The 21,334-nt window shown below is 61.4% G+C and carries 20 protein-coding genes; 5 read left to right on the top strand and 15 right to left on the bottom strand.

Features of this window, described 5'->3' with window-relative positions:
• Window positions 1-75: 75 nt before the first annotated feature.
• From ilvD to D8U82_RS18965, 6 genes are all read right to left on the bottom strand, one after another.
• Complete coding sequence (gene ilvD, locus D8U82_RS18990) at window positions 76-1,917, bottom strand: dihydroxy-acid dehydratase (RefSeq protein ID WP_016772696.1); 1,842 nt, start codon at window positions 1,915-1,917, stop codon at window positions 76-78.
• Between the two features lie 256 nt (window positions 1,918-2,173).
• Window positions 2,174-3,406, bottom strand: a complete 1,233-nt coding sequence (locus tag D8U82_RS18985) for an MFS transporter (protein WP_125925425.1) — start codon at window positions 3,404-3,406, stop codon at window positions 2,174-2,176.
• The gene (locus D8U82_RS18980; protein ID WP_130902731.1) at window positions 3,399-4,376 is read right to left on the bottom strand and encodes a diiron oxygenase; all 978 of its coding nucleotides are present in this window, start codon (window positions 4,374-4,376) and stop codon (window positions 3,399-3,401) included. Before D8U82_RS18980 ends, D8U82_RS18985 begins: the two co-directional genes overlap by 8 nt.
• A complete protein-coding gene (locus tag D8U82_RS18975; protein WP_125925427.1) occupies window positions 4,373-5,446 on the bottom strand; it encodes a SagB family peptide dehydrogenase in 1,074 nt (357 codons plus the stop codon). The genes D8U82_RS18980 and D8U82_RS18975 overlap by 4 nt, the downstream gene beginning before the upstream one ends.
• Window positions 5,447-5,897: 451 nt before the next feature.
• On the bottom strand, window positions 5,898-7,094 hold the full coding sequence (locus D8U82_RS18970) for a class I SAM-dependent rRNA methyltransferase (protein WP_125925428.1): 1,197 nt from the start codon (window positions 7,092-7,094) through the stop codon (window positions 5,898-5,900).
• Window positions 7,095-7,256: 162 nt separating this feature from the next.
• Window positions 7,257-7,796: a type 1 glutamine amidotransferase domain-containing protein gene (locus tag D8U82_RS18965; protein ID WP_016772701.1), complete on the bottom strand. Its 540-nt coding sequence runs from the start codon at window positions 7,794-7,796 to the stop codon at window positions 7,257-7,259.
• A gap of 228 nt (window positions 7,797-8,024) precedes the next feature.
• Here D8U82_RS18965 and D8U82_RS18960 point away from each other — a divergent pair, with 228 nt between their 5' ends.
• From D8U82_RS18960 to D8U82_RS18950, 3 genes are read left to right on the top strand one after another with little or no spacing between them, the layout of a single operon-like run.
• Window positions 8,025-8,837: an HDOD domain-containing protein gene (locus D8U82_RS18960; RefSeq protein WP_160769650.1), complete on the top strand. Its 813-nt coding sequence runs from the start codon at window positions 8,025-8,027 to the stop codon at window positions 8,835-8,837.
• A 12-nt stretch (window positions 8,838-8,849) separates the two neighbouring features.
• Window positions 8,850-9,662 (top strand): bifunctional DNA-formamidopyrimidine glycosylase/DNA-(apurinic or apyrimidinic site) lyase, encoded by an 813-nt coding sequence (gene mutM, locus D8U82_RS18955; RefSeq protein ID WP_016772703.1) that lies wholly within the window; start codon window positions 8,850-8,852, stop codon window positions 9,660-9,662.
• Window positions 9,663-9,718: 56 nt separating this feature from the next.
• A complete protein-coding gene (locus D8U82_RS18950) occupies window positions 9,719-10,042 on the top strand; it encodes a multidrug transporter (protein ID WP_130902730.1) in 324 nt (107 codons plus the stop codon).
• 125 nt (window positions 10,043-10,167) lie between these two features.
• Here D8U82_RS18950 and D8U82_RS18945 read toward each other — a convergent pair whose 3' ends face one another.
• The 5 genes from D8U82_RS18945 to D8U82_RS18925 all read right to left on the bottom strand — a co-directional run bounded on the left by D8U82_RS18945 (window position 10,168) and on the right by D8U82_RS18925 (window position 14,892).
• Complete coding sequence (locus D8U82_RS18945; protein ID WP_003195146.1) at window positions 10,168-10,419, bottom strand: YfhL family 4Fe-4S dicluster ferredoxin; 252 nt, start codon at window positions 10,417-10,419, stop codon at window positions 10,168-10,170.
• Window positions 10,420-10,564: 145 nt separating this feature from the next.
• On the bottom strand, window positions 10,565-11,044 hold the full coding sequence (gene coaD, locus D8U82_RS18940; protein ID WP_003229157.1) for a pantetheine-phosphate adenylyltransferase: 480 nt from the start codon (window positions 11,042-11,044) through the stop codon (window positions 10,565-10,567).
• A gap of 115 nt (window positions 11,045-11,159) precedes the next feature.
• Window positions 11,160-12,755 carry a GMC family oxidoreductase gene (locus tag D8U82_RS18935; protein WP_130902729.1) on the bottom strand — a complete coding sequence of 532 codons (1,596 nt, stop codon included), beginning with the start codon at window positions 12,753-12,755 and terminating at the stop codon, window positions 11,160-11,162.
• Window positions 12,756-12,886: 131 nt separating this feature from the next.
• Window positions 12,887-13,432: a twin-arginine translocation pathway signal protein gene (locus D8U82_RS18930; protein ID WP_130902728.1), complete on the bottom strand. Its 546-nt coding sequence runs from the start codon at window positions 13,430-13,432 to the stop codon at window positions 12,887-12,889.
• A gap of 29 nt (window positions 13,433-13,461) precedes the next feature.
• Window positions 13,462-14,892: a coniferyl aldehyde dehydrogenase gene (locus D8U82_RS18925; RefSeq protein ID WP_130902727.1), complete on the bottom strand. Its 1,431-nt coding sequence runs from the start codon at window positions 14,890-14,892 to the stop codon at window positions 13,462-13,464.
• A gap of 147 nt (window positions 14,893-15,039) precedes the next feature.
• Between D8U82_RS18925 and D8U82_RS18920 the strand changes: the two genes are divergently transcribed.
• Window positions 15,040-15,711, top strand: a complete 672-nt coding sequence (locus D8U82_RS18920; protein ID WP_016772708.1) for a TetR/AcrR family transcriptional regulator — start codon at window positions 15,040-15,042, stop codon at window positions 15,709-15,711.
• A 31-nt stretch (window positions 15,712-15,742) separates the two neighbouring features.
• Window positions 15,743-16,597 (top strand): sulfurtransferase, encoded by an 855-nt coding sequence (locus D8U82_RS18915; protein WP_024014673.1) that lies wholly within the window; start codon window positions 15,743-15,745, stop codon window positions 16,595-16,597.
• Between the two features lie 119 nt (window positions 16,598-16,716).
• Here D8U82_RS18915 and D8U82_RS18910 read toward each other — a convergent pair whose 3' ends face one another.
• The 4 genes from D8U82_RS18910 to D8U82_RS18895 all read right to left on the bottom strand — a co-directional run bounded on the left by D8U82_RS18910 (window position 16,717) and on the right by D8U82_RS18895 (window position 21,230).
• Complete coding sequence (locus D8U82_RS18910) at window positions 16,717-17,712, bottom strand: hydrolase (protein ID WP_130902726.1); 996 nt, start codon at window positions 17,710-17,712, stop codon at window positions 16,717-16,719.
• A gap of 65 nt (window positions 17,713-17,777) precedes the next feature.
• Window positions 17,778-18,392 (bottom strand): 16S rRNA (guanine(966)-N(2))-methyltransferase RsmD, encoded by a 615-nt coding sequence (gene rsmD, locus D8U82_RS18905; protein WP_016772711.1) that lies wholly within the window; start codon window positions 18,390-18,392, stop codon window positions 17,778-17,780.
• A complete protein-coding gene (locus D8U82_RS18900) occupies window positions 18,392-19,882 on the bottom strand; it encodes a pitrilysin family protein (protein ID WP_130902725.1) in 1,491 nt (496 codons plus the stop codon). Before D8U82_RS18900 ends, rsmD begins: the two co-directional genes overlap by 1 nt.
• Complete coding sequence (locus tag D8U82_RS18895; RefSeq protein ID WP_041476824.1) at window positions 19,875-21,230, bottom strand: pitrilysin family protein; 1,356 nt, start codon at window positions 21,228-21,230, stop codon at window positions 19,875-19,877. Before D8U82_RS18895 ends, D8U82_RS18900 begins: the two co-directional genes overlap by 8 nt.
• Window positions 21,231-21,334 lie beyond the last annotated feature (104 nt).

The following is a 21,334-nucleotide window of genomic DNA, read 5'->3' as shown; positions in this document are numbered from 1 at the left end:
GCTTGCAGCTTGCAGCTTGCAGCTTGCAGCTTGCAGCTTGCAGCTTGCAGCTTGCAGCTTGCAGCTGTAGCTGCCTCAAATCCCGTCGAGCATCGCTTTGTTACGCACAGCGCCCTTGTCGGCACTGGTCGCCAGCAGGGCGTAGGCCTTGAGGGCGGTGGTCACCTTGCGTGGGCGCACCTCGACCGGTTTCCAGCCTTTCTTATCCTGCTCGGCGCGGCGTGCCGCCAGTTCTTCGTCGCTGACCAACAGGTTGATCGAGCGGTTCGGAATGTCGATCAGCACCTTGTCGCCATCCTGCACCAGACCGATCGCGCCACCGGCCGCAGCCTCTGGCGAAGCGTGACCGATCGACAGGCCGGAAGTGCCGCCGGAGAAACGCCCGTCGGTGAGCAGCGCGCAGGCTTTGCCCAGACCTTTGGATTTCAGGTAGGACGTCGGGTAGAGCATTTCCTGCATGCCCGGGCCGCCTTTCGGGCCTTCGTAGCGAATGATGACGATGTCGCCTTCCTTCACTTCGTCGGCGAGGATGCCGCGCACGGCGCTGTCCTGGCTTTCGAAAATCTTCGCGTTGCCTTCGAAGACGTGGATCGACTCATCGACCCCGGCGGTTTTCACCACGCAGCCGTCCTGCGCGATGTTGCCGTACAGCACGGCGAGGCCGCCCTCTTTCGAATAGGCGTGCTCGAAGCTGCGGATGCAGCCGTTTTCACGGTCGTCATCGAGGGTTTCCCAACGGGTCGACTGGCTGAACGCGGTCTGGGTCGGAATGCCCGCCGGACCTGCCTTGAAGAAGTGATGCACGGCTTCGTCGCTGGTCTGGGTGATGTCCCACTTGGCGATGGCTTCTTCCATGCTGCGGCTGTGCACGGTCGGCAGGTCGGTGTGCAGCAGGCCGCCACGGGCCAGCGAACCGAGGATGCTGAAAATGCCGCCGGCGCGGTGCACGTCTTCCATGTGGTACTTCTGGATGTTAGGTGCAACTTTGCACAGCTGCGGCACGCTGCGCGAGAGACGGTCGATGTCGCGCAGGTCGAAATCGATCTCGGCTTCCTGGGCAGCTGCGAGCAAGTGCAGGATGGTGTTGGTCGAACCGCCCATGGCGATGTCGAGCATCATCGCGTTCTCGAACGCCTTGAAGTTGGCGATGTTGCGCGGCAGCACGGAGTCATCGTTCTCGCCGTAGTAACGCTTGCACAGCTCGACGATGGTGCGACCGGCCTGGAGGAACAGCTGTTCGCGGTCGCTGTGGGTGGCCAGAGTGGAACCGTTGCCCGGCAAGGCCAGACCCAGTGCTTCGGTCAGGCAGTTCATCGAGTTGGCGGTGAACATGCCGGAGCACGAACCGCAGGTCGGGCAGGCGCTACGCTCGTACTCGGCGACTTTCTCGTCAGAAGCGCTGGAGTCGGCGGCGATTACCATGGCGTCGACGAGGTCGAGGCCGTGGGAAGCGAGTTTGGTCTTGCCGGCTTCCATCGGGCCACCGGAAACGAAGATCACCGGGATGTTCAGGCGCAGCGCGGCCATCAGCATGCCCGGGGTGATCTTGTCGCAGTTGGAAATGCACACGATGGCGTCGGCGCAGTGGGCATTGACCATGTACTCGACGGAGTCGGCGATGATCTCGCGACTCGGCAGCGAATACAGCATGCCGTCGTGGCCCATGGCGATGCCGTCATCGACAGCAATGGTGTTGAATTCCTTGGCCACGCCACCGGCGCGTTCGATTTCGCGGGCGACCAGTTGACCCAGGTCCTTCAGGTGCACATGCCCCGGGACGAACTGGGTGAACGAGTTGGCGATGGCAATGATCGGCTTCTTGAAGTCGTCATCTTTCATGCCGGTGGCGCGCCACAGTGCGCGGGCGCCGGCCATGTTGCGGCCGTGGGTGGATGTTTTCGAGCGGTAATCTGGCATGGAGCACTCCGGGCGGCTAATCACGTACTAAAGGGGAGTGAGCTTCTGTTGACCTCTGAAACACCCGAAAAATGGCCGTGTGTCCGGAAGCTGCCGATGACGTTGCGGGATCGCCGCTGGTCTCAGCCTGAGCTCATAAACCCGCCGGGGATGAATGGCGATGAATGAGGCGATTCTACACCGCTGGCGTCGCGAGGGAATGGCGCAAAGCGTTGTTCCCCCGTTGAAGAGGCACGCGGGATGACGACTGGCAGGATCAGTGGTCGCCTCCCGGCATCACCGGATTGCTGCGCAGGTTGCTGACGCGACGGCCAATCACGCTGTTGAGCAACAGCGATACGCCGCTCAGCACCACGAAGCCGTAACCCAGCGTCGCTTGCAGGTTGGCCGGGCCGAGGCTGATCAAGGCGCTGACCAGCCCGCCACAGATAAAGATGATGGTGCTGCCGGCGGACGCCGATGCGCCGGCATTTTCGGCGAACAGGCTCATGGCGCGGGAGGTAGCCGGCGGGCGTGAAATGGTCGTGCCTACCGTGCAGATCAGCATCGGAATCAGCACAGTCGCCGCTGACAGATCATGACTGGCCGCCAGATAGAGCATCACCAGCCCCGAGAGCAGGATCAGGCTCAGCCCGGTGAAAATCTGCTGTTGCGCATTGATATGCCGATTCAGCACGCTGGCGAACAGGCCGCCAAAGACATAGGCGGCGCCGTAGATCAGCAGGATCAAGGCGAAATCGTAAGGTGCCATCTGCAGCTGCTCCATGAAGATCAGCGGGGAAATGACAATGAAGGAAAAGTGGCAGGCGAAAGCGAAGGCGGAAATCAGCCAGCAGCCGACGAATTCGAAATTGCTCAGGACGCGCTGATAGGACTGGATGAAGCCCAGGCGGTTGGCATCATGAGGAGGACGGCTGTTATCGAGCAGCCGCCACGTCTTCACCAGAACCACGGCGGCCAAGGCGATGAACACCCAGAAGCTGCCGCGCCAGCCGAGCGTGGCCTGCAGAAACGTGCCCGCCAATGGTGATACCGAAATGAAGATGCCCGTGGCGGTGACCATCAGGATCCGCAGGCGATCACGCTCGTTGCCTTCGAACAGATCCTGCACCAGTGCCTGGGACAGCACGAAGCAACCGCATCCCAGCGCCTGCATCACCCGGAAAATCAGGAACAGCGTGTAGTCATTGCTCAGCACACAGCCCAGTGCGCCGAGCAGCGACACGCTCATGCCGGCAAGCAGCAGACCTTTGCGCCCGATCACATCGGACAACGGGCCGATCAATAACTGGGCAAATGCGATGCCCACGGCAAACAGACTGATTGACAGCGCGATGTCGTTTGACGATCGGCCAAAGTGGGCTGCCAATGCCGGAAAGGAAGGCAGCAGCACATCCAGCGGAAACACGCCAAGCAGGATCATCGCCAACAACAGGCTGATTGCTCCGCGCTGTTGTCGGCGGGTGGTTGCACGGCTGTGTTTATCCATCGATCAATCCTGCTTTGGCGAAGAGTGTCTGGTTATGGGGCAATGCAAAGAAGCCGGCCTTGTGCAGAGCCTCCACAGTAGGCTTGCAGCCAGCGCGTGCACGAGCGCGGTTGGCCTGCACCGTTACCGTGCTGCCGACAATCTCCATCACGTCGATCTCGGCAATACCGGCCGAACGCAGGCTTTGTTGCAGCCAGCTTTCATCTGCTTCGAAGAAAATGGAAATGATCTCCACGAGGGTCTTGCTGGCGAACAGGCGCTGACGACTGTTCATCGCAATCCAGAAGTAATGGAAGGCTTCGGCGAAATAACGGCTGTGCCGGGCTTCGTCGGCAAGGTGATCACGCAGCATGTCGTTCACGCTGGACACCAGCGTGTCGCGACAGACCTCCAGCAACTCGCGGGCAATGATCGTTTCCGAGACAAATCCCAGCAGGAACCAGGCCAGAGCGCGGTTTTTCTCCGGCGTGCGCGCGATCAAGGCGTTCATGCGGCTGATCCGCTTCGGAATGACCGGACGCCGGGTGATGCTGTAATACGCAGCGATCTGCTCGGCAATCTGGTTGGAAAACAGCGCGTGGTAGCCCTCGTCGGTATACAGCTGCAGTGCTGCATGCTTCATCGGCAGCGGTATGTAGATGGGCAGTTCGCGGTGCGCGATGACTTCCACCGCGCGGTTGACGATGCGGTGTTCGAGCAGGGTGGTGTAGTCGAGGAAATACACCAGATGATTGGCGGTAAGGAGGTGCAGGGTTTCGCGCCCCTTGGCCTGGATGGCCGGATGCGCCAGATAGGGCACAAAGGCCGGGGGGAACCAGTAGCGGGTTTGCAATTGCTGCTCGACATCGCCCGGTAACCGGTAGTCATGGGTACTGCTGCGTACCGATGCACGGCTCTCCCAGTCTGGAAGCGTGAATTTCAGCGACCATGACACCGGGGCTTCGCTCTCGTCCATCGCCGTGGAAATCATGACTGTGCTCCGCTGAGCAGATCACGCATTTCCTGGCACATGGTGTGACCATCGCTTTCGCCGCAACCGACAAAGAACAGCGGTTGCTCGGCGCTGCCGGCGATGCCGAGCAGGGTTTCAACCTGTGCATCGGCAAATGCGCCGGTCAGCCAGGTGTTCAGCCCCAGCGTTGTTGCTACCAGTTGAAAGGTTTGCGATAGATGACCGGCCTCGATGAATGCCATGCGATAGGCGCGCGAGTGTTCGTACTTCCACCAGAGACGATCAAACCTGGCGGTGATGAACACGCCCAGCGGCAGGTTGTTGATGAAGTGCTGGCCGCCGAGCAATTGGCCCAGTTCCGGATCCGGCAGCGCATTGATCCGACTCAGAGCGTGTTCGGCAGGGTGGTAGGCGTAGATGCCGGGTTCCAGCCCGCTGACATTTTGCGCCAGGACAAATCCCTCACAGGCGTTCAATCCGCCGCCGGACGGGCAGCTCCGGCGGGCCTCGAGACCCGGCGCGACCGGATCGGCGTGGGCGTCTTCGCGCGGGGGAAGATAGCCGAGGGTCAGATACAGCAGCGTGCCGACCTCGTTCAGTGTCACCGCCGCACCGGTGTAGGAACGACAGGTTTTGCGCCTCATCAGGGCCTGAGTCAGGCTGTCATCATTAATGGCGCCCGGTACGGGCAGGGTAATCAAGGGCTGCACTGATCGCGGCGCCGGGGTGTTCGCAGGTTCCGGCTTCGCCAGCACTTCGCTGCAGTGCGCCAGATATTGCCTGGACCACTCGTGAATATTCCGAGGCGTATGTGCGCAAGGTATATTTTGTGTGCCGATGTGATAGATCTTCGATAGTTCATCCCAGCCCCAATCCGGGCTGTCTATTTTTGAAGTTGTTAGAATGCCTGCGTTCAGAAGTTGACTGTCTATTACGTTGTTGGGGTCAAATATATCAGGGTTGTGTATAAGGCTGGCGAGGCGATGGGAGTATTCAAGATCAAGTTCGTGTTGAGTGTGGTTCTTGTAGTTCCAGACTACTTGTCCGGGCGGGCGCGGCAATATAAAAAGAAAAGGATTGATATACATGGGTTCAGATCACTCAGGAAAAGTCTGATGGACGCCAGAGTGCCGGCACTCTCCGGCGTCCAGGCTACTTAGCGGCCGGTGGCTGCAACCAGAAAGGCCAGGTTGGCGAGTTTGTCTGTTTCGAGATAAATGGTTTTCATGATGTGAACTCCTTGTTCGTTGGTAGTTGGAGTCGCTTCGTTGCGACAACTTCATATTAGTTTGTAATCGAATATTGGCAAGCAGATATTAAGTAGGAATATTCCAGTAATTTTGTCGGAGTGATCTTTTGCAAGCGGCTTGTTGTGTAGGTTTAATTTCCATGATTGACAGGCGTGACGAAACTTCCTGCAAGGCAGCGAGAAAGAAGTTGTAGGAAGAGGGCAGGGCACTCATGTCGAGTGTAAAAAACTGGGGGAGGGAGGGCGCAAAAAAACGGGGAGCTCAGTGGCTCCCCGGTGTTCAAGCGCAATCAGCTGTTGGGCAGCAGACGGCAGGTGATGCTTTTGATGTAGCGGGTTTCAGCGATGGCCGGATGCACCGGATGATCCGGGCCCTGACCGCCACGTTCGAGCATCTGGATGTTGCGGTCCAGGTGACGGGCGCTGGTCAGCAGGATGTTCTGCAGATCGTCTTCCGGCAGGTGCATCGAGCACGAAGCGCTGACCAGAATGCCGTCCTTGGTCAGCAGGCGCATGGCCTGCTCGTTGAGACGACGGTAGGCGCCTTCGCCGTTCTTCATGTCTTTCTTGCGTTTGATGAAGGCCGGCGGATCGGCAACGATCACGTCGAAGCGCTCTTCGCTGGCTTTGAGTTCCTTCAACGCTTCGAAGACGTCGCCTTCGATGCAGGTCATCTTGTCAGCGAAGCCGTTCAGTGCAGCGTTGCGCTCGACACCGTCGAGGGCGAATGCAGAGGCGTCGACGCAGAACACTTCGCTGGCGCCGAACGCAGCGGCCTGCACGCCCCAGCCACCGATGTAGCTATAGAGATCAAGTACGCGTTTGCCCTTGGCGTAAGGTGCCAGGCGCGCGCGATTCATGCGGTGATCGTAGAACCAGCCGGTTTTCTGCCCTTGGATGACCGGCGCTTCGAACTTCACGCCGTTTTCTTCCAGCGCGACCCATTCCGGCACCAGACCGAATACGGTTTCGACGTAGCGGTTGAGGCCTTCGGCATCGCGGGCGGCGGAGTCGTTCTTGAACAGGATGCCGCTTGGCTTGAGCACCTGGGTCAACGCGGCGATCACGTCGTCTTTATGCGCTTCCATGGTCGCCGAGGCGATCTGCACCACGAGGATGTCGCCGAAGCGATCGACCACCAGACCCGGCAGCAGGTCGGCGTCGCCGTAGACCAGACGATAGAACGGCTTGTCGAACAGACGCTCGCGCAACGACAGTGCGACATTCAGGCGATGCACCAGCAGCGACTTGTCGAGTGCCAGTTTGATGTCGCGTGACAGCAGACGCGCGCAGATCAGATTGTTCGGGCTCATGGCGACGATGCCCAACGGCTTGCCGCCAGCGGCTTCGAGCACCGCCTGATCGCCGGCCTTGAAGCCGTGCAGAGGCGTGGCGGCCACGTCGATTTCGTTGCTGTAGACCCACAAGTGGCCGTTGCGCAGGCGACGGTCGGCGTTGGCTTTGAGGCGCAGGCTAGGCAGGGACATGACGTCGCTCCGGAAAAAAGAGCGGGAGTATAGCGTGTTGACGCGTGCTCCGGTCTGGCCTGCGATGAAAAGCGGAGGGCCCCTTCGCGAGCAGGCTCGCTCCCACACTTGGAATGCATTCACCTGTGGGAGCGAGCCTGCTCGCGAAAGCGATTTCAGCTCTTATGCAGCCAGTGCGTCAATCAGGGCCTGACTGAACGCCGGCACATCATCCGGCTGGCGGCTGCTGATCAGGTTGCCGTCCTTGACCACTTCCTGGTCGACCCAGTTGACCCCGGCATTGACCAGATCGTCCTTGACCGTTTTGTAGCTGGTCATGGTCTTGCCGTTGACCAGTCCCGCCGAGATCAGCAACCAGCTGCCGTGGCAGATCACGGCAATCGGCTTGCCCGCCGAAGCGGCAGTCTTGACCAGATGCTGAGCATCCTGATCGATACGGATGGTGTCGGAATTTTGCACACCACCCGGCAGCAGCACGGCATCGTATTGATCGACGCTCACAGCCTGGAAAGTGTTGCTGACGGGGAAGTCGTCCGCCGGTTTGTCATGGTTCCAGCCTTTGACGGTGCCGGCCTCGGCCGAGAGGATATCGACCTGCACGCCGGCCTGCTCCAGGGCATCCTTGGGGCCGGTCATTTCGACCTGTTCGAAACCATCGGTAACCAAAATAGCGACGCGTTTGCCATTGAGGGAAGTTGCCATCGGTAAGCTCCTGAGTCTGTGGAGATTTTGCCTTCGCAGCGGACCGATGAGGTCCGATGCGCCCTACAGATTCCGAAGCCTGGGCACAGATGAAAGTTCCGGCGATGTGCCCATCGGTGTGTCGCCCTGCGGTTTCAGCGGTTAGAATCGCCGCCTGCCCCGGAGTGTGTACTTATGTCCCAAGAGCTGACCACCGAACAGATTCAACAATCGCTGCAAGGCATCAGTGTGCCGGCGCAACCGCAGATCATGGTGGATCTGCAAATGGAGCAGTACATGCCCGACCCGGACCTGGAGGTGATCGCCAAACTGATCTCCCAGGACCCCGGTCTGTCCGGCGCGCTGCTGAAAATCGTCAACTCGCCGTATTACGGCCTGAGCAACAAGATCACCTCGATCCAGCGTGCGGTGAACCTGTTGGGCAGCCGCTCGATCATCAACCTGATCAACGCGCAGTCGATCAAGGGCGAGATGAACGATGACACCATCGTCACCCTCAACCGTTTCTGGGACACCGCGCAGGATGTGGCGATGACCTGCCTGACTCTGGCCAAGCGCATCGGCACCCAGGCCGGTGACGAAGCCTATGCGTTGGGCCTGTTCCACGATTGCGGCGTGCCATTGATGCTGCAGCGTTTCCCCAATTACATGACCGTGCTGGAAGAGGCCTACGCCAGCGCCAGCCCGGAATGCCGCGTGGTCGATACGGAAAACCGTGTGTTCAACACCAACCACGCCGTGGTCGGTTACTACACCGCCAAGTCCTGGCGCCTGCCGGAGCATGTCAGCGCCGCCATCGCCAACCACCACAATGCGCTGGCGATTTTCAGCGACGAATCGTCGAAGAACAGCCAACTGAAGAATTTGCTGGCGATTCTGAAAATGGCCGAGCACATCTGCGCCTCTTATCGCGTGCTGGGCAACCAGAGCGAGGATTTCGAGTGGAGCGCGGTGGGCCCGCTGGTGCTCGATTACGTCGGTCTGTCGGACTACGACTTCGAAACACTCAAACAAACGATTCGCGACCTCGGCGCGCATTGATCCGAGGACACCATGCCTGAACTGCCGGAAGTCGAAACCACCCGTCGCGGGATCGCCCCGCACCTGGAAGGCCAGCGGGTCAGCCGGGTCATCGTCCGCGACCGGCGCCTGCGCTGGCCGATCCCCGAAGACCTCGATGTGCGCCTGTCCGGGCAGCGCATCGTGCTGGTCGAGCGGCGCGCCAAATACCTGTTGATCAACGCCGAGATCGGCACGCTGATCAGCCATTTGGGTATGTCGGGCAATCTGCGTCTGGTCGAGGCCGGGTTGCCGGCTTTGAAGCACGAGCACGTCGATATCGAACTGGAATCGGGTCTGGCCCTGCGCTACACCGACCCGCGACGCTTCGGTGCGATGCTGTGGAGCAACGACCCGCTCAATCACGAACTGCTGATTCGCCTCGGGCCGGAGCCGCTGACCGATCTGTTCGATGGCGAGCGCCTGTTCCAGCTGTCACGCGGGCGCTCGATGGCGGTCAAGCCGTTCATCATGGACAACGCGGTGGTGGTCGGGGTCGGCAATATCTACGCGACCGAAGCGCTGTTCGCCGCCGGCATCGATCCGCGCCGCGAAGCCGGGGGCATCTCCCGCGGGCGTTACTTGAAACTGGCAATCGAGATCAAGCGCATCCTCGCCGCCGCCATCGAGCGTGGCGGCACAACGTTGCGCGACTTCATTGGCGGAGACGGTCAGCCGGGCTATTTCCAGCAGGAACTGTTTGTCTACGGCCGCGGAGGTCAGCATTGCAAGGTCTGCGGCACCGGCCTGCGCGAAGTGAAGCTGGGCCAGCGCGCCAGCGTGTTTTGCCCGCGCTGCCAGACCTGAAAAAATCCTTCGGTCTATAGTGAGAAGTCTTACTGCGCAGCCCGAAGGATCGTGCCATGAAAGTCCTGCAAGTCTTCTTCGTCACGCTGCTGTTGTGTTCCAGCCTGGCCGTTCAGGCCTCGGAAACCGGCAGCGGTGATCCGCGTTACACCATCCAGAATCCCCCGGCCTACGCCATGCTTGGCGACCTGCTGATTGCCCGACCTTTGCTGGTGGTGGCCACGGTGATCGGTGCGGGAGCGTTTGTGGTGTCGTTGCCGTTTACCGCACTGGGCGGCGGTGTTGGCGATGCCGGTCAGGCGCTGGTGGTTGACCCGGCGAAAGCGGCGTTTGTGCGGTGTCTGGGGTGTACAGGGGAGGGGTTTGAGCACCGCGAGTGAGCTGATCGGGTTTCAGTGGTGTGGCTGATGGCCCATTCGCGAGCAGGCTCGCTCCCACAGGGGAATGCATTGCAAATGTGGGAGCGAGCCTGCTCGCGAAGAGGGCGGTACAGGCGCTGAAGTGATCAGGCCTTGCCGGTGATCTTGCGGTACTTTTCCATCAACTGTTCTTCAGTCTCCGGATGGGCTTCGTCCAGTGGAATGCAATCCACCGGGCAGACCTGCTGGCACTGCGGCTCGTCGTAGTGGCCGACGCACTGGGTGCACAGGTTCGGGTCGATCACGTAGATCTCTTCGCCTTGGGAAATGGCGGCGTTCGGGCACTCGGGTTCGCAGACGTCGCAGTTGATGCAATCGTCGGTGATGATCAGGGACATGCTAACTCCAGCCGGGGCGGCAGGCCCGGGCGCTATAAATCAATGCGCGCAATTGTGCCGCATTGGCGAGCGCAGTGCACGCGGGGGCGATCAAGGGCACGAGACTGCAATCTTCAAAAGCAAAGATCGCAGCCTGCGGCAGCTCCTACTTTTTAAAGCGCAGGGTCAGCGCGTCGGCCACGGCCGGGTGGACGAACTTGCTGATATCGCCGCCCAGCGCGGCAATCTCCCGCACCAGCGTCGAGGAAATGAACGAATAACGCTCCGACGGCGTGAGAAACAGGCTCTCCACATCCGGCGCCAGTTGGCGGTTCATGTTGGCCAGCTGGAATTCGTATTCGAAGTCCGACACCGCGCGCAGACCACGCAGGAACACATTGGCGTTCTGCTCTTTGGCGAAATGCGCGAGCAGCGTCGAGAAACCGACCACTTCCACGTTAGGCAGGTGTTTGGTGACCTCGCGAGCCAGTTCGACCCGTTGTTCCAGCGGGAACAGCGGGTTCTTTTTCGGGCTGGCGGCGACCGCAATGATCACGTGATCGAACAGGCGCGAGGCGCGTTCGACCAGATCGCCATGGCCCTTGGTAATAGGGTCGAAGGTACCTGGGTACAACACTCGGTTCATCGCGTCGTCCTGGCGGGAGTCCGTTGGGGAGTCGGATGGTATCGCAGCCTTCCCGGTCGGCCAAGTCGCCTGTTGGGTAAGAAAGCACTATAGACGATAGGAATATTCTGCTTTTTCATGGATTTTTCAGCCGATCAGCCAAGGCTGTCGCCAGTTGCGCGGTCAGGCCATACACCGACAGCTGCGGGTTGGCGCCGATGCTGGTGGGGAACAGCGAGCCATCGTGAATCGACAGATTGCGCAGTTGATGATGGCGGCCGAGGCTGTCGGCAACCGCGCTTTGCGGATCTTCACCCATCGCACAACCACCCATCACATGGGCGCTACCGAGTCGCGTGCGGTACAGCTCCAGGCTCAATCCATCGATCATTGAGCGCGCCTCGGCCAGGGTCTTCACATAGCGGCCGTCGGCGTGCATCGGCATCACCGATTGCGCGCCGCCGGCGAACTGGATTTCGGCCATGACGTGAAAGGCCCGGCGCAAACCGTCCCATGCGTATTGCGAAACCTGATAGTCGAGCACCGGCGAGCCATCACCGCGCAGCTCCACCGAGCCACCGCTGCTGTCCGGGTGGAAGCCATCGCGTAGCAGCGCCAGCATCGCGTGGGTGTGCGGCAGATCAGCCATGTGTTGCGCGTTCTCTTGGCCGAAACCGCCGAGGAGTGTGGCGGCCAGCGCCGGGTGCAGCGGTGGCACTTCAAGTTTGAACGCCATCGGCCCGGTGGTGCCGTCCTTCCACTGAAAATGGTCGGAATAGATCGACTGCGGCGCGCCGTAAAACGGATTGACCACCTCGGCGAAACGCGCGGCGGACATGTTCACCGGGTGCAGAAAGGTGCGCTTGCCGATGCGCTCATGCGGATCCGGCGCGTCGGACCGCAGCAACAGCGCCGGGCTGTTGATGCCGCCGCCGGCCAGCACGTAATGCCGCGCCTTGACGTTGATGCTGCGCCCGGTCGGCTCGACGCAGCGTTGGTCCATCGCCACGCAATGCAGGCCGGTGACCTTGTCGCAACTGATCAGCAGTTTCTCCACCCGCGCGAGATACAGCAGCTCGCCGCCCTTTTCCAGCGTCGCCGGGATGGTCGTGACCATCATCGATTGCTTGGCGTTGCTCGGACAGCCCATGCCGCAATAGCCGAGATTCCAGCAACCGCGAACGTTGCGCGGGATCACGTGCCAGCTGTAGCCGAGTTGCTCGCAGCCTTTGCGGATCACATCGTTGTTGGCATTGGGCGGCACCATCCACGGCGCGACCCCGAGGCGCTGCTCCATTTTTTCGAACCACGGCGCCATCTCTGCCGGACTATGGCCTTTGACGTTGTGCTCGCTGGCCCAGTGTTCGAGGGTCGGCTCGGGCGTGCGGAAGCTTGAGGTCCAGTTGATCAGCGTCGTACCGCCGACCGCGCGGCCCTGCAGGATCGTGATCGCGCCGTCCTTGCTCATGCGCCCGATGCCTTCCTGGTAGAGGCTGCTGTAGGCCTCGTCTTCGAGCAGTTTGAAATCCGAACTGGTCTTCAGCGGGCCTTCTTCGATCAGCAGGACTTTGTAGCCGGCCGCGCTGAGGATCTCCGCCGTGGTGCCGCCGCCGGCGCCACTGCCGATGATCGCCACGTCGGCTTCGAGGGTGAGGTCGTCGCTCAGTTGCGCGCCGTTGTAGGTTTTCCAGCCTCGGGCGAGGCCTTCGCGGAAGGGATCGGGTACGGGCATCGGTCAGGTTCTCTTTATTATTCTGGATGCTGAGGTGATGCAATTGGCCCCTTCGCGAGCAGGCTCGCTCCCACAGGGACATGCATTTCAAATGTGGGAGCGAGCCTGCTCGCGAAGACCGCGCCCCGGTTTCAGACCTTCGGCGGCCCGGGATAACCGCAATGCGCCCAGGACTCGGCGCGGGTGTACCAGGCCATCATCACCATCTGCTGCAATGAGCTATGGCCCATGCGCAGCAAGCTCAGTGAACTGTTCTCCCAGCGTTCGAGGAAATGCCGCATCGCTTCAGGGCTGGCGTTTTCCCAACTGCCCCAGATGCCGGTAAGCGGGCCACGGGTCACGGCCATGCCCAGCACGTCGAACAGTTGCCGAGTGAGCTTGAGCATTTCCGGCGACACGTGATCGAGGCTGTAGTCCAGCGACTTCAGCGTGCCGTCGACCGCTGCGGGCATTTCCCCGGCGGCAACGGCGCCGTCGAGCATTGCCGGGATCAGCGCGCGCAGGAACAGTAGATCGCCGTCGCGCAAAACGACAAAGCCGTTAGCGCTGACGCTCGACGAGCAGCCGGTGAGGCTGGCGCCAAGGCCGGCGGTGGCGAGAAACGCGCTGGCGCCGAGGCTGAATTTCAGCAGGCCACGGCGCGACAGGGCGGGTGTTTCGGTCAGGCTTGGGTGCATTGTTGTTATTACCCGGCGTCGACGAACGTTTAGCGGATGAACAGTTTCTGAATCAGTTTCTGAATCGATGTGCCGTAGGGCGGGTAGATCAGCCGGGCCGCGTTGAAGCGCTGTTTGATCAGCACACCCTTGGCCTTGCTGAACGTCAGGAAACCTTCGTGGCCGTGGTAATGGCCCATGCCCGAGGGACCGATGCCACCGAAGGGCATGTCGTCCTGAGCGACATGCAACAAAGTGTCGTTCAGGCATACGCCGCCGGAATGGGTCTCGTGCAGTACGCGATGCTGTTCGCGTTTGTCGTAGCCAAAGTAGTAAAGAGCCAGAGGACGAGGCCGCTGATTGATGTAAGCGAATGCCTGCTCCAGATCGCGATAAGGCACGATTGGCAGCAACGGGCCGAAGATTTCGTCCTGCATCACGGTCATCTCATCGCTGACATTGAGCAGCACGCTGTGCGGCATGCGTCGGCCCTGGCCTTGTTCGAACAGCGGGATCAGCAGCGCGCCCTTGCTGGTCGCGTCGCTGACGTAACCGTTCAGTCGGGCCAACTGGCGTTCGTTGATGATCGCGGTGTAGTCGGCGTTGTCGGCCAGGGTCGGGTAGAAGCCTTTCACAGCCTGGCGATAGGCCTCAACGAAAGCGCCGACGCGGTCTTCCGGCACCAGCACATAGTCAGGCGCGACGCAGGTCTGCCCGGCGTTCAGGGTCTTGCCGAAGGCGATGCGTTCGGCGGCGTCCTTGAGCGGTACGTCTCTGGAGACGATGGCCGGCGACTTGCCGCCCAGTTCCAGGGTGACCGGCGTGAGGTTTTCCGCGGCAGCGCGCATGACGTGCTTGCCGACGCTGGTGGAGCCGGTGAACAGCAGATGATCGAAAGGCAGACGCGAGAACGCCACGCCGACATCCGCTTCGCCCAGCACCACGCAAACCAAGTCTTCGGGAAAGATCCGCGCCAGCAGTTCTTTGAGCAGCAGGCCGGTAGCCGGGGTCGATTCGCTGAGCTTGAGCATCACCCGATTGCCGGCAGCTAGGGCGCCGACCATCGGCCCCACGGCCAGATACAGCGGGTAGTTCCACGGCACGATCACGCCGACCACGCCCAGCGGCTGATAAACCACCTTCGCCGAAGCAGGCTGGAACGCCATGCCTACCTTGCGCCGCGAGGGCTTCATCCAGTTTTTCAGGTGACGACTGGCGTAGTGAATGCCGTGCAGGCTCGGCATCAGCTCGGCGAGCCGGGTTTCGTCGGCGCTGCGGTGACTGAAATCGGCGCTGATCGCGTCGATCAATGCCTGCCGCTCAGCGCTGAGCAGATCGCGCAAAGCCTTGAGCCATTGTTGCCGCTGCGCGGCCGGCGGCATCGGGTTGGCGGCGTACGCGGCCCGTTGTGCCTGGAACTGCCGATCGAGGGTTTCAAGAGGCTGTTGCAGCGTTTGCAGGTAGGCAATGTCGGCAGTCATCGCGGGCTCCGGATTTTATTGTAGTGGGCACTTTTTAGAGTCTAAGCTCTAGAAAGTCAAACGACTTCCGCGCACGTCAGTGTTTTATCCATTTCCGGTTAGGTCGTAAGATGCGCCGTCTACGCACTCTGAATTAAAGCTCAAGCCATGGCCCCACGAATAAAAACCAGCGAGCGCATCGTTCAGAACAGCCTGGAGCTGTTCAATCAGCAGGGCGAGCGCAGCGTCAGCACCAACCACATCGCCGCGCACATGGAGATTTCTCCGGGCAACCTGTACTACCACTTCCCCAACAAGCAGGCGATCATCGCCGTGTTGTTCAGTGAGTACGAAGCCCTGGTGGACAGCTTTCTGCGTCCGCCTCAGGGTCGCCCGGCGACCGTCGAGGACAAGCGTTTCTATCTCAAGGAACTGCTCTCGGCCATGTGGCGCTACCGCTTTCTGCACCGCGACCTCGAGCATCTGCTCGACAGCGATGCGGAACTGGCCGCGCGTTATCGGCGTTTCTCCCAGCGCTGCGTGATCCAGGGGGCCGCAATTTACGAAGGTTTTGTCGCCGCCGGCATTCTGAAAATGGATCGCGTGCAGATCGAATCGCTGACCCTCAATGCGTGGATCATCCTGACCTCGTGGGTGCGTTTTCTGTGCACCACGCGGGAAAACTCCAACCACCTCAGCGAACAGGCCGTGAAGCGTGGCGTGTACCAGGTGCTGGTGCTGGAAGCAGGGTTTGTTACCGATCAGGCGCGGGATGAAGTCAACGCATTGTTCGACGAGTTCTACGTGCCGCTGGCGCAGGCTCTCGAAGACGTGAAATAAACCGTTCAGCCGAATTCCACAGGAGCCCGTTATGTCGATTGCGCAGTTGATCAGCCCACAAGCACTGGACGCTCGCAAAGAGCAGCCGGGGCTGGTGATTCTCGATTGTCGTTTTGCCCTCGAAGATCCGGATTACGGCCAGCGCAGCTACGCCGAAGGGCACATTGCCGGGGCGAGTTTCGCCGATCTGGAACGGGATCTAAGCGGCAAAGTCGAGAAGGGCGTGACCGGGCGTCATCCGTTGCCCGAGCCGGCGGCGCTGATCGAACGCCTGCAAGCCTGGGGCATCAGCAACGACAGCGATGTGGTTCTGTATGACGACGGCCCGGGTGCATACGCGGCGCGGGCGTGGTGGTTGCTGGCATGGCTGGGCAAGCGCGACGGCGTATTCATTCTCGATGGCGGGCTCAAAGCCTGGCACGCCGCCGGCCTGCCGCTGAGCCTGGATCCGCCGAGCGTGACGCCGGGCAGCTTCAGTGGTCAGCCGGACATGAGCCTGTTGCTCAGCGCCGAACAATTGCAGCAGCGCCTCGGCCAGCCAACCCTGACCCTGCTCGACGCCCGCGCCTTGCCGCGCTTCAAGGGCGAAATGGAACCCATCGATCCGGTCGCCGGGCACATTCCCGGCGCACAGTGTGCGGCGTTCACCGACAACCTCGGCAGTGATGGACGGTTTTTGCCGGCCGAGCAGCTCAAGCAGCGCTTTGCCGCGAAACTGGGTGATCGCTCACCGTCGGAACTGGTCGCCTACTGCGGCTCCGGGGTGACGGCGTGTCACAACCTGTTTGCACTGTGCCTGGCCGGCTATCCGCTGGGTGCGCTGTATGCCGGATCGTGGAGCGAGTGGATCAACGAACCGTCGCGCGGCATTGCCACCGGCGAATAACATCGCTGATCGCATGTGGGAGCGAGCCTGCTCGCGAAGGCGTCCTGTCAGGCATTGAATTTCCAGACTGACCCACCGCCTTCGCGAGCAGGCTCACTCCTACAGGGGATATGCGGTGTTCACACACTGGTCTCGGCCAGCCATTGCGGGATACGCCGCTCCAGGTAATACCCGGGCCGGCGCACCGAGCCGTCGACGAAGCCGACATGACCGCCACGCGCCTGCAATTCGAACCGGGTGCAGGCTGACAACTCGTCGGCTTGCGGCAGGCTGTGTGGAAATACAAACGGATCGTCCGCCGCCTGAATGATCAGCGTCGGCGTGCGGATCTCGCCGAGGTAATAGCGGCTCGAGGCGCGGCGGTAATAATCCTCGGCATCATTGAAGCCATGCAGCGGCGCGGTAACCCGGCCGTCGAAATCCCAAAACGTACGCATGTTTTCCAGCGAGCCGAGCGCGGCCAGTTTCGCCAGGCCGTCTTCGCGCCCGTCATGCTGGAACTGACGCTGCTTGTTCCTGATGTAGGCGACCATCTCTCGCATGAAGTGCGCCTGATACACCCGCGAAAACCCTTGGCCGATACGATCGGCACATTGATCGAGACGGAACGGTACCGACACCGCCACCGCGCCGAGCACGCCGCTGTCGCTGCCGGTTTCACCCAGATGCTTGAGCAGCACATTACCCCCCAGCGAATAGCCGACCGCGTACAACGGCGCCAACGGGCGTTTCGCGTGCAGGTGCTGGATGGCTTCGGCAAGGTCTTCGCTGGCGCCGGAGTGGTAGCTGCGCGGCAACAGATTCGGCTCGCCGGAACAACCGCGCCAGTTCAGCGCGACGCTGGCCCAGCCCTGCTCGGCCAAGGCCTTTTGAATGCCCGCCACGTAGGGCGAATTGGAAGAGCCGGTCAAACCGTGCAGCACCAGTACCAACGGCGCCTCGGCGCTGTGCGGGCCGTGCCAGTCGAGGTCGAGGAAGTCGCCGTCCTCGAGCCACAGGCGCTCGCGTTCTCGCTCGATGTGCACGGTCTTGCGCCACAGCGGCCCCCACAGCGTTTGCAGATGCGGATTGCCGAGGCCGAAGGCGGGGATGAAGCGTTCTGGCGAAGGGGGCACGATGATTCTCGATGGGCTTGTGGCGAGGAAGCTTGCCCCCTCGCCGCAGGTTGCTTGCGACCTTGTCAGCCGGCGATGTCCGCCGTGCGCTGCCACAGCGCGTAAAAAACCCGACCGGATTTCTGTTCACGATGCAGACGCCAGTTGCCCGGCAGGCCCAGCGTCGATGGCGCTGTTTCGCTTTCAGTGTAGATCCACGAATCGGCCGCCAGCCATTGGCGTTCTTCCAGCAAGGTACAAACCGCTGGCAGCAGGTTCTGGTTGAACGGCGGGTCGAGGAACACCAGGTCGAACGGCGTCGCGGTCTGGGTTTCCAGGTAGCGCAGCGCATCGGCGGTTTGCACCTGGCCGTTGCTGCAACGCAGGGTGCCGAGATGTTCTTTCAGGCTGGAAACCGCAACGTTGCTGGCGTCCAGCGCCTGGGCCGTTGCCGCGCCACGGGACAGGGCTTCGAGAAACAGCGCGCCGCTGCCGGCGAACGGGTCGAGCACTTTCGCCCCTTCGACATACGGCGCGAGCCAGTTGAACAGGGTTTCACGCACGCGATCCGGGGTCGGGCGCAGGCCTGGTGCGTCGGGGAAGCTCAGCTTGCGGCTGCGCCACTGGCCGCCAATGATGCGCAGCTGATTGACGCCGTTGTGCACGTTTTGCACAGGTTTTTTCGGTGCTCGAGTCGCCATTAATGCTCCGGAACCCCGAGCGGTTGCTCGGCAGGTTTATCAGATGGGGCCGGTAACGGCTTTTGCGGCACGGTCGGGCCAGCGGTGACGATGACCATTTTCTCCGTGCTCAGGTGTTTGTTCAGCGCAGCGCGGACTTGCTCTACGGTCAGGCTCTGCGAATGACGCATGAAATCGTCGAGATAGCTCAGCGGCAGATTATAGAAGCCCATCGCGCCCAATTGGCCAACGATGTCGGCGTTGCTCGCGGTGGACAGCGGGAAGCTGCCGGCCAGTTCGCGCTTGGCATCGTCGAGTTCTTTTTGCGTCGGCCCGGTTTTCAGGTAGTCGGCGAGCACGTCCTGCACCAGCTTCAGGGTGCCTTCGCTCATCTCGGCGCGGGTCTGCAGGTTGATCATGAACGGGCCACGGGCCTGCATCGGGCTGAACGCCGAATAAACACCGTAGGTCAGGCCACGCTTCTCGCGCACTTCGCTCATCAGGCGTGTGCCGAAACCACCGCCGCCGAGGATCTGGTTGCCCAGCGACAGCGCGGCGTAATCCGGATCGTCGCGATCGATGCCCAGTTGCGCGAGCATCAGGTTGGTCTGTTTCGACGGAAACTCGATGTGGTTGACGCTGGCCTTCGGTTCCTGCGGTGCGGCGATTTTCGCCAGTGCCGGACCTTTCGGCAGGGCAGAAGAGACCTGATTGGCGATCGCCTCGGCTTCGGCTCGCGACAGGTCGCCGACCAGTGCAATCACAGCGTTGCCGGCGGCGTAGGCCTTGGCATGGAACTCGCGCAATTGCGCGACCGTGATCTTCGGCACGCTCTGCGCATTGCCATCGCTGGAATGCGCGTACGGGTGATCGCCGTACAGACGCTTCATCAGTTCGAGGCTGGCGAGTTTGCCGGGGTTCTGTTTCTGGTACTCGAAACCGGCGAGCAGCTGGTTCTTGATGCGCGCGAAGGAGTCGGCGGGGAAGGTGGGTTTGCCGACCACATCGGCGAACAGCTTCAACGCCGGTTCACGCTGCTCGGGTGCGCTGAGGCTGCGCAGCGAAGCCAGCGCCATGTCCTTGAACGCACCGTTGCCGAAGTCGGCGCCGAGGCCTTCAAACCCTTGAGCGATGGCGCCGACGTCTTTGCCGGCAATGCCTTCGTTGAGCATTGCGTTGGTCAGCACCGCGAGGCCGGGGACGTTGCCATCCTGGCTGCTGCCAGCGGCGAAGATCAGGCGCATGTCGAACATCGGCAGCTCATGCGCTTCGACGAACAGCACTTTCGCGCCTTCAGCGGTGTTCCAGGTCTGTACGTCGAGCTTGCGGCTGGCCGGGGCCTTGCCGTCGAGTTCGGCCAGCGATTGCAGTTTCTGGCTGGACTTGGCGTTATCCAGTGCTTCGCTGGCCTTGCTGTCAGCGCTTGGCGACAAATAAACCGCTGCGGAGCCGATCACCGCGACAGCAATCAGGCCAAGCAGCATCAGGCGTGGGGTTTTGCGCTCACTCATGAGTCGTCTCCAAAGGCAGGACGTGGGCGACGCTGAGACGTTCGCGGGTGAAATACTTTTTCGCGGCGTTCTGGATGTCTTGCGGGGTCACGCTTTCCAGATCGGCCAGTTCGGTGTCCATCAGCTTCCACGACAGACCGACCGTTTCCAGTTGACCGATCGCGGTGGCCTGGCTGGTGATCGAGTCACGCTCGTAGACCAGGCCGGCGATGACTTGAGCGCGGACGCGTTCGAGCTCTTCGGCAGACGGCGCGGTGGTTTTCAGTTGCTCAAGCAGTTTCCACAAGCCGGCTTCGGCCTGGGCGATGGTCTTTTTCTTCTGCGTATTTGGCGTGGCCGACAGGGTGAACAGGCTGTCGCCACGGGTGTAGGCGTCATAGTCCGACGAGCCGCCGGAGACCAGCTCTTCGCCGCGTTCCAGCTGCGTCGGGATGCGTCCGCTGTAGCCGCCGTCGAGCAGCGCCGAGATCAAGCGCAAGGCGTTGACCGAGCGTTTGTCTTCAGCGGTAGCAATGCTCGGCACGTTGAAGCCAAGCATCAGGCTCGGCAGTTGGGTCTGCACGCGCAGGGTGATCTGGCGTTCGCCGGGCTCGGCCAGTTCCAGCGGTTTTTTCGCCGGTGGCACGTCGCGTTTGGCGACCGGGCCGAAATAACGCTGGGCGAGGGTTTTCACTTCGTCCGGAGTGACGTCACCAACCACCACCAGCGTGGCGTTGTTCGGCGCGTACCAGGATTGGTACCAGTGGCGCAGTTCCTCGACTTTCATACGGTCGAGGTCAGCCATCCAGCCGATGGTCGGCGTGTGGTATCCGCTGGCCGGGTAGGCCATGGCCTTGTAGCGCTCGTAAGCCTTGGACATCGGCTTGTCATCGGTGCGCAGGCGGCGCTCTTCCTTGATGACTTCGATTTCCTTGGCGAACTCGTCGGCCGGCAGGCGCAGGTTGGCCATGCGGTCGGCTTCCAGCTCGAAGGCCACGCCGAGACGATCACGGGCCAGCACCTGGTAATAAGCCGTGAAGTCGTCGCTGGTAAAGGCGTTTTCTTCGGCGCCGAGGTCGCGCAGGATCAGCGAAGCTTCGCCGGGGCCGACCTTTTCGCTGCCCTTGAACATCATGTGCTCGAGCGCGTGGGACAGACCGGTCTGGCCCGGAGTCTCGTAGCTGGAGCCGACCTTGTACCAGATCTGCGAAACGACCACCGGTGCGCGATGGTCTTCGCGCACGACGACCTTGAGGCCGTTGTCGAGGGTGAATTCATGGGTCGGTTGCGGGTCGGCCGCCAGGGCCGAAAGGGGCAGGCAGACTGCGCTGAGCAGCAGGCCAGCAGCGCGGCGGGCAAGAGCATTCATTCGTTTTTCAACCTGTTGGGCTGCCCGCTTGGTCTTAGCGTCGGCGGGCGAGAGGGTGCTAGGATACTGATCCGTTTTACCGGCGACCACGTCTATCAGGCCTG

Source organism: Pseudomonas sp. Sample_23 (genome assembly GCF_004307595.1).
GTDB classification, from domain to species: domain Bacteria; phylum Pseudomonadota; class Gammaproteobacteria; order Pseudomonadales; family Pseudomonadaceae; genus Aquipseudomonas; species Aquipseudomonas atacamensis.
This window is presented reverse-complemented; position numbering and strand designations above follow the sequence as displayed.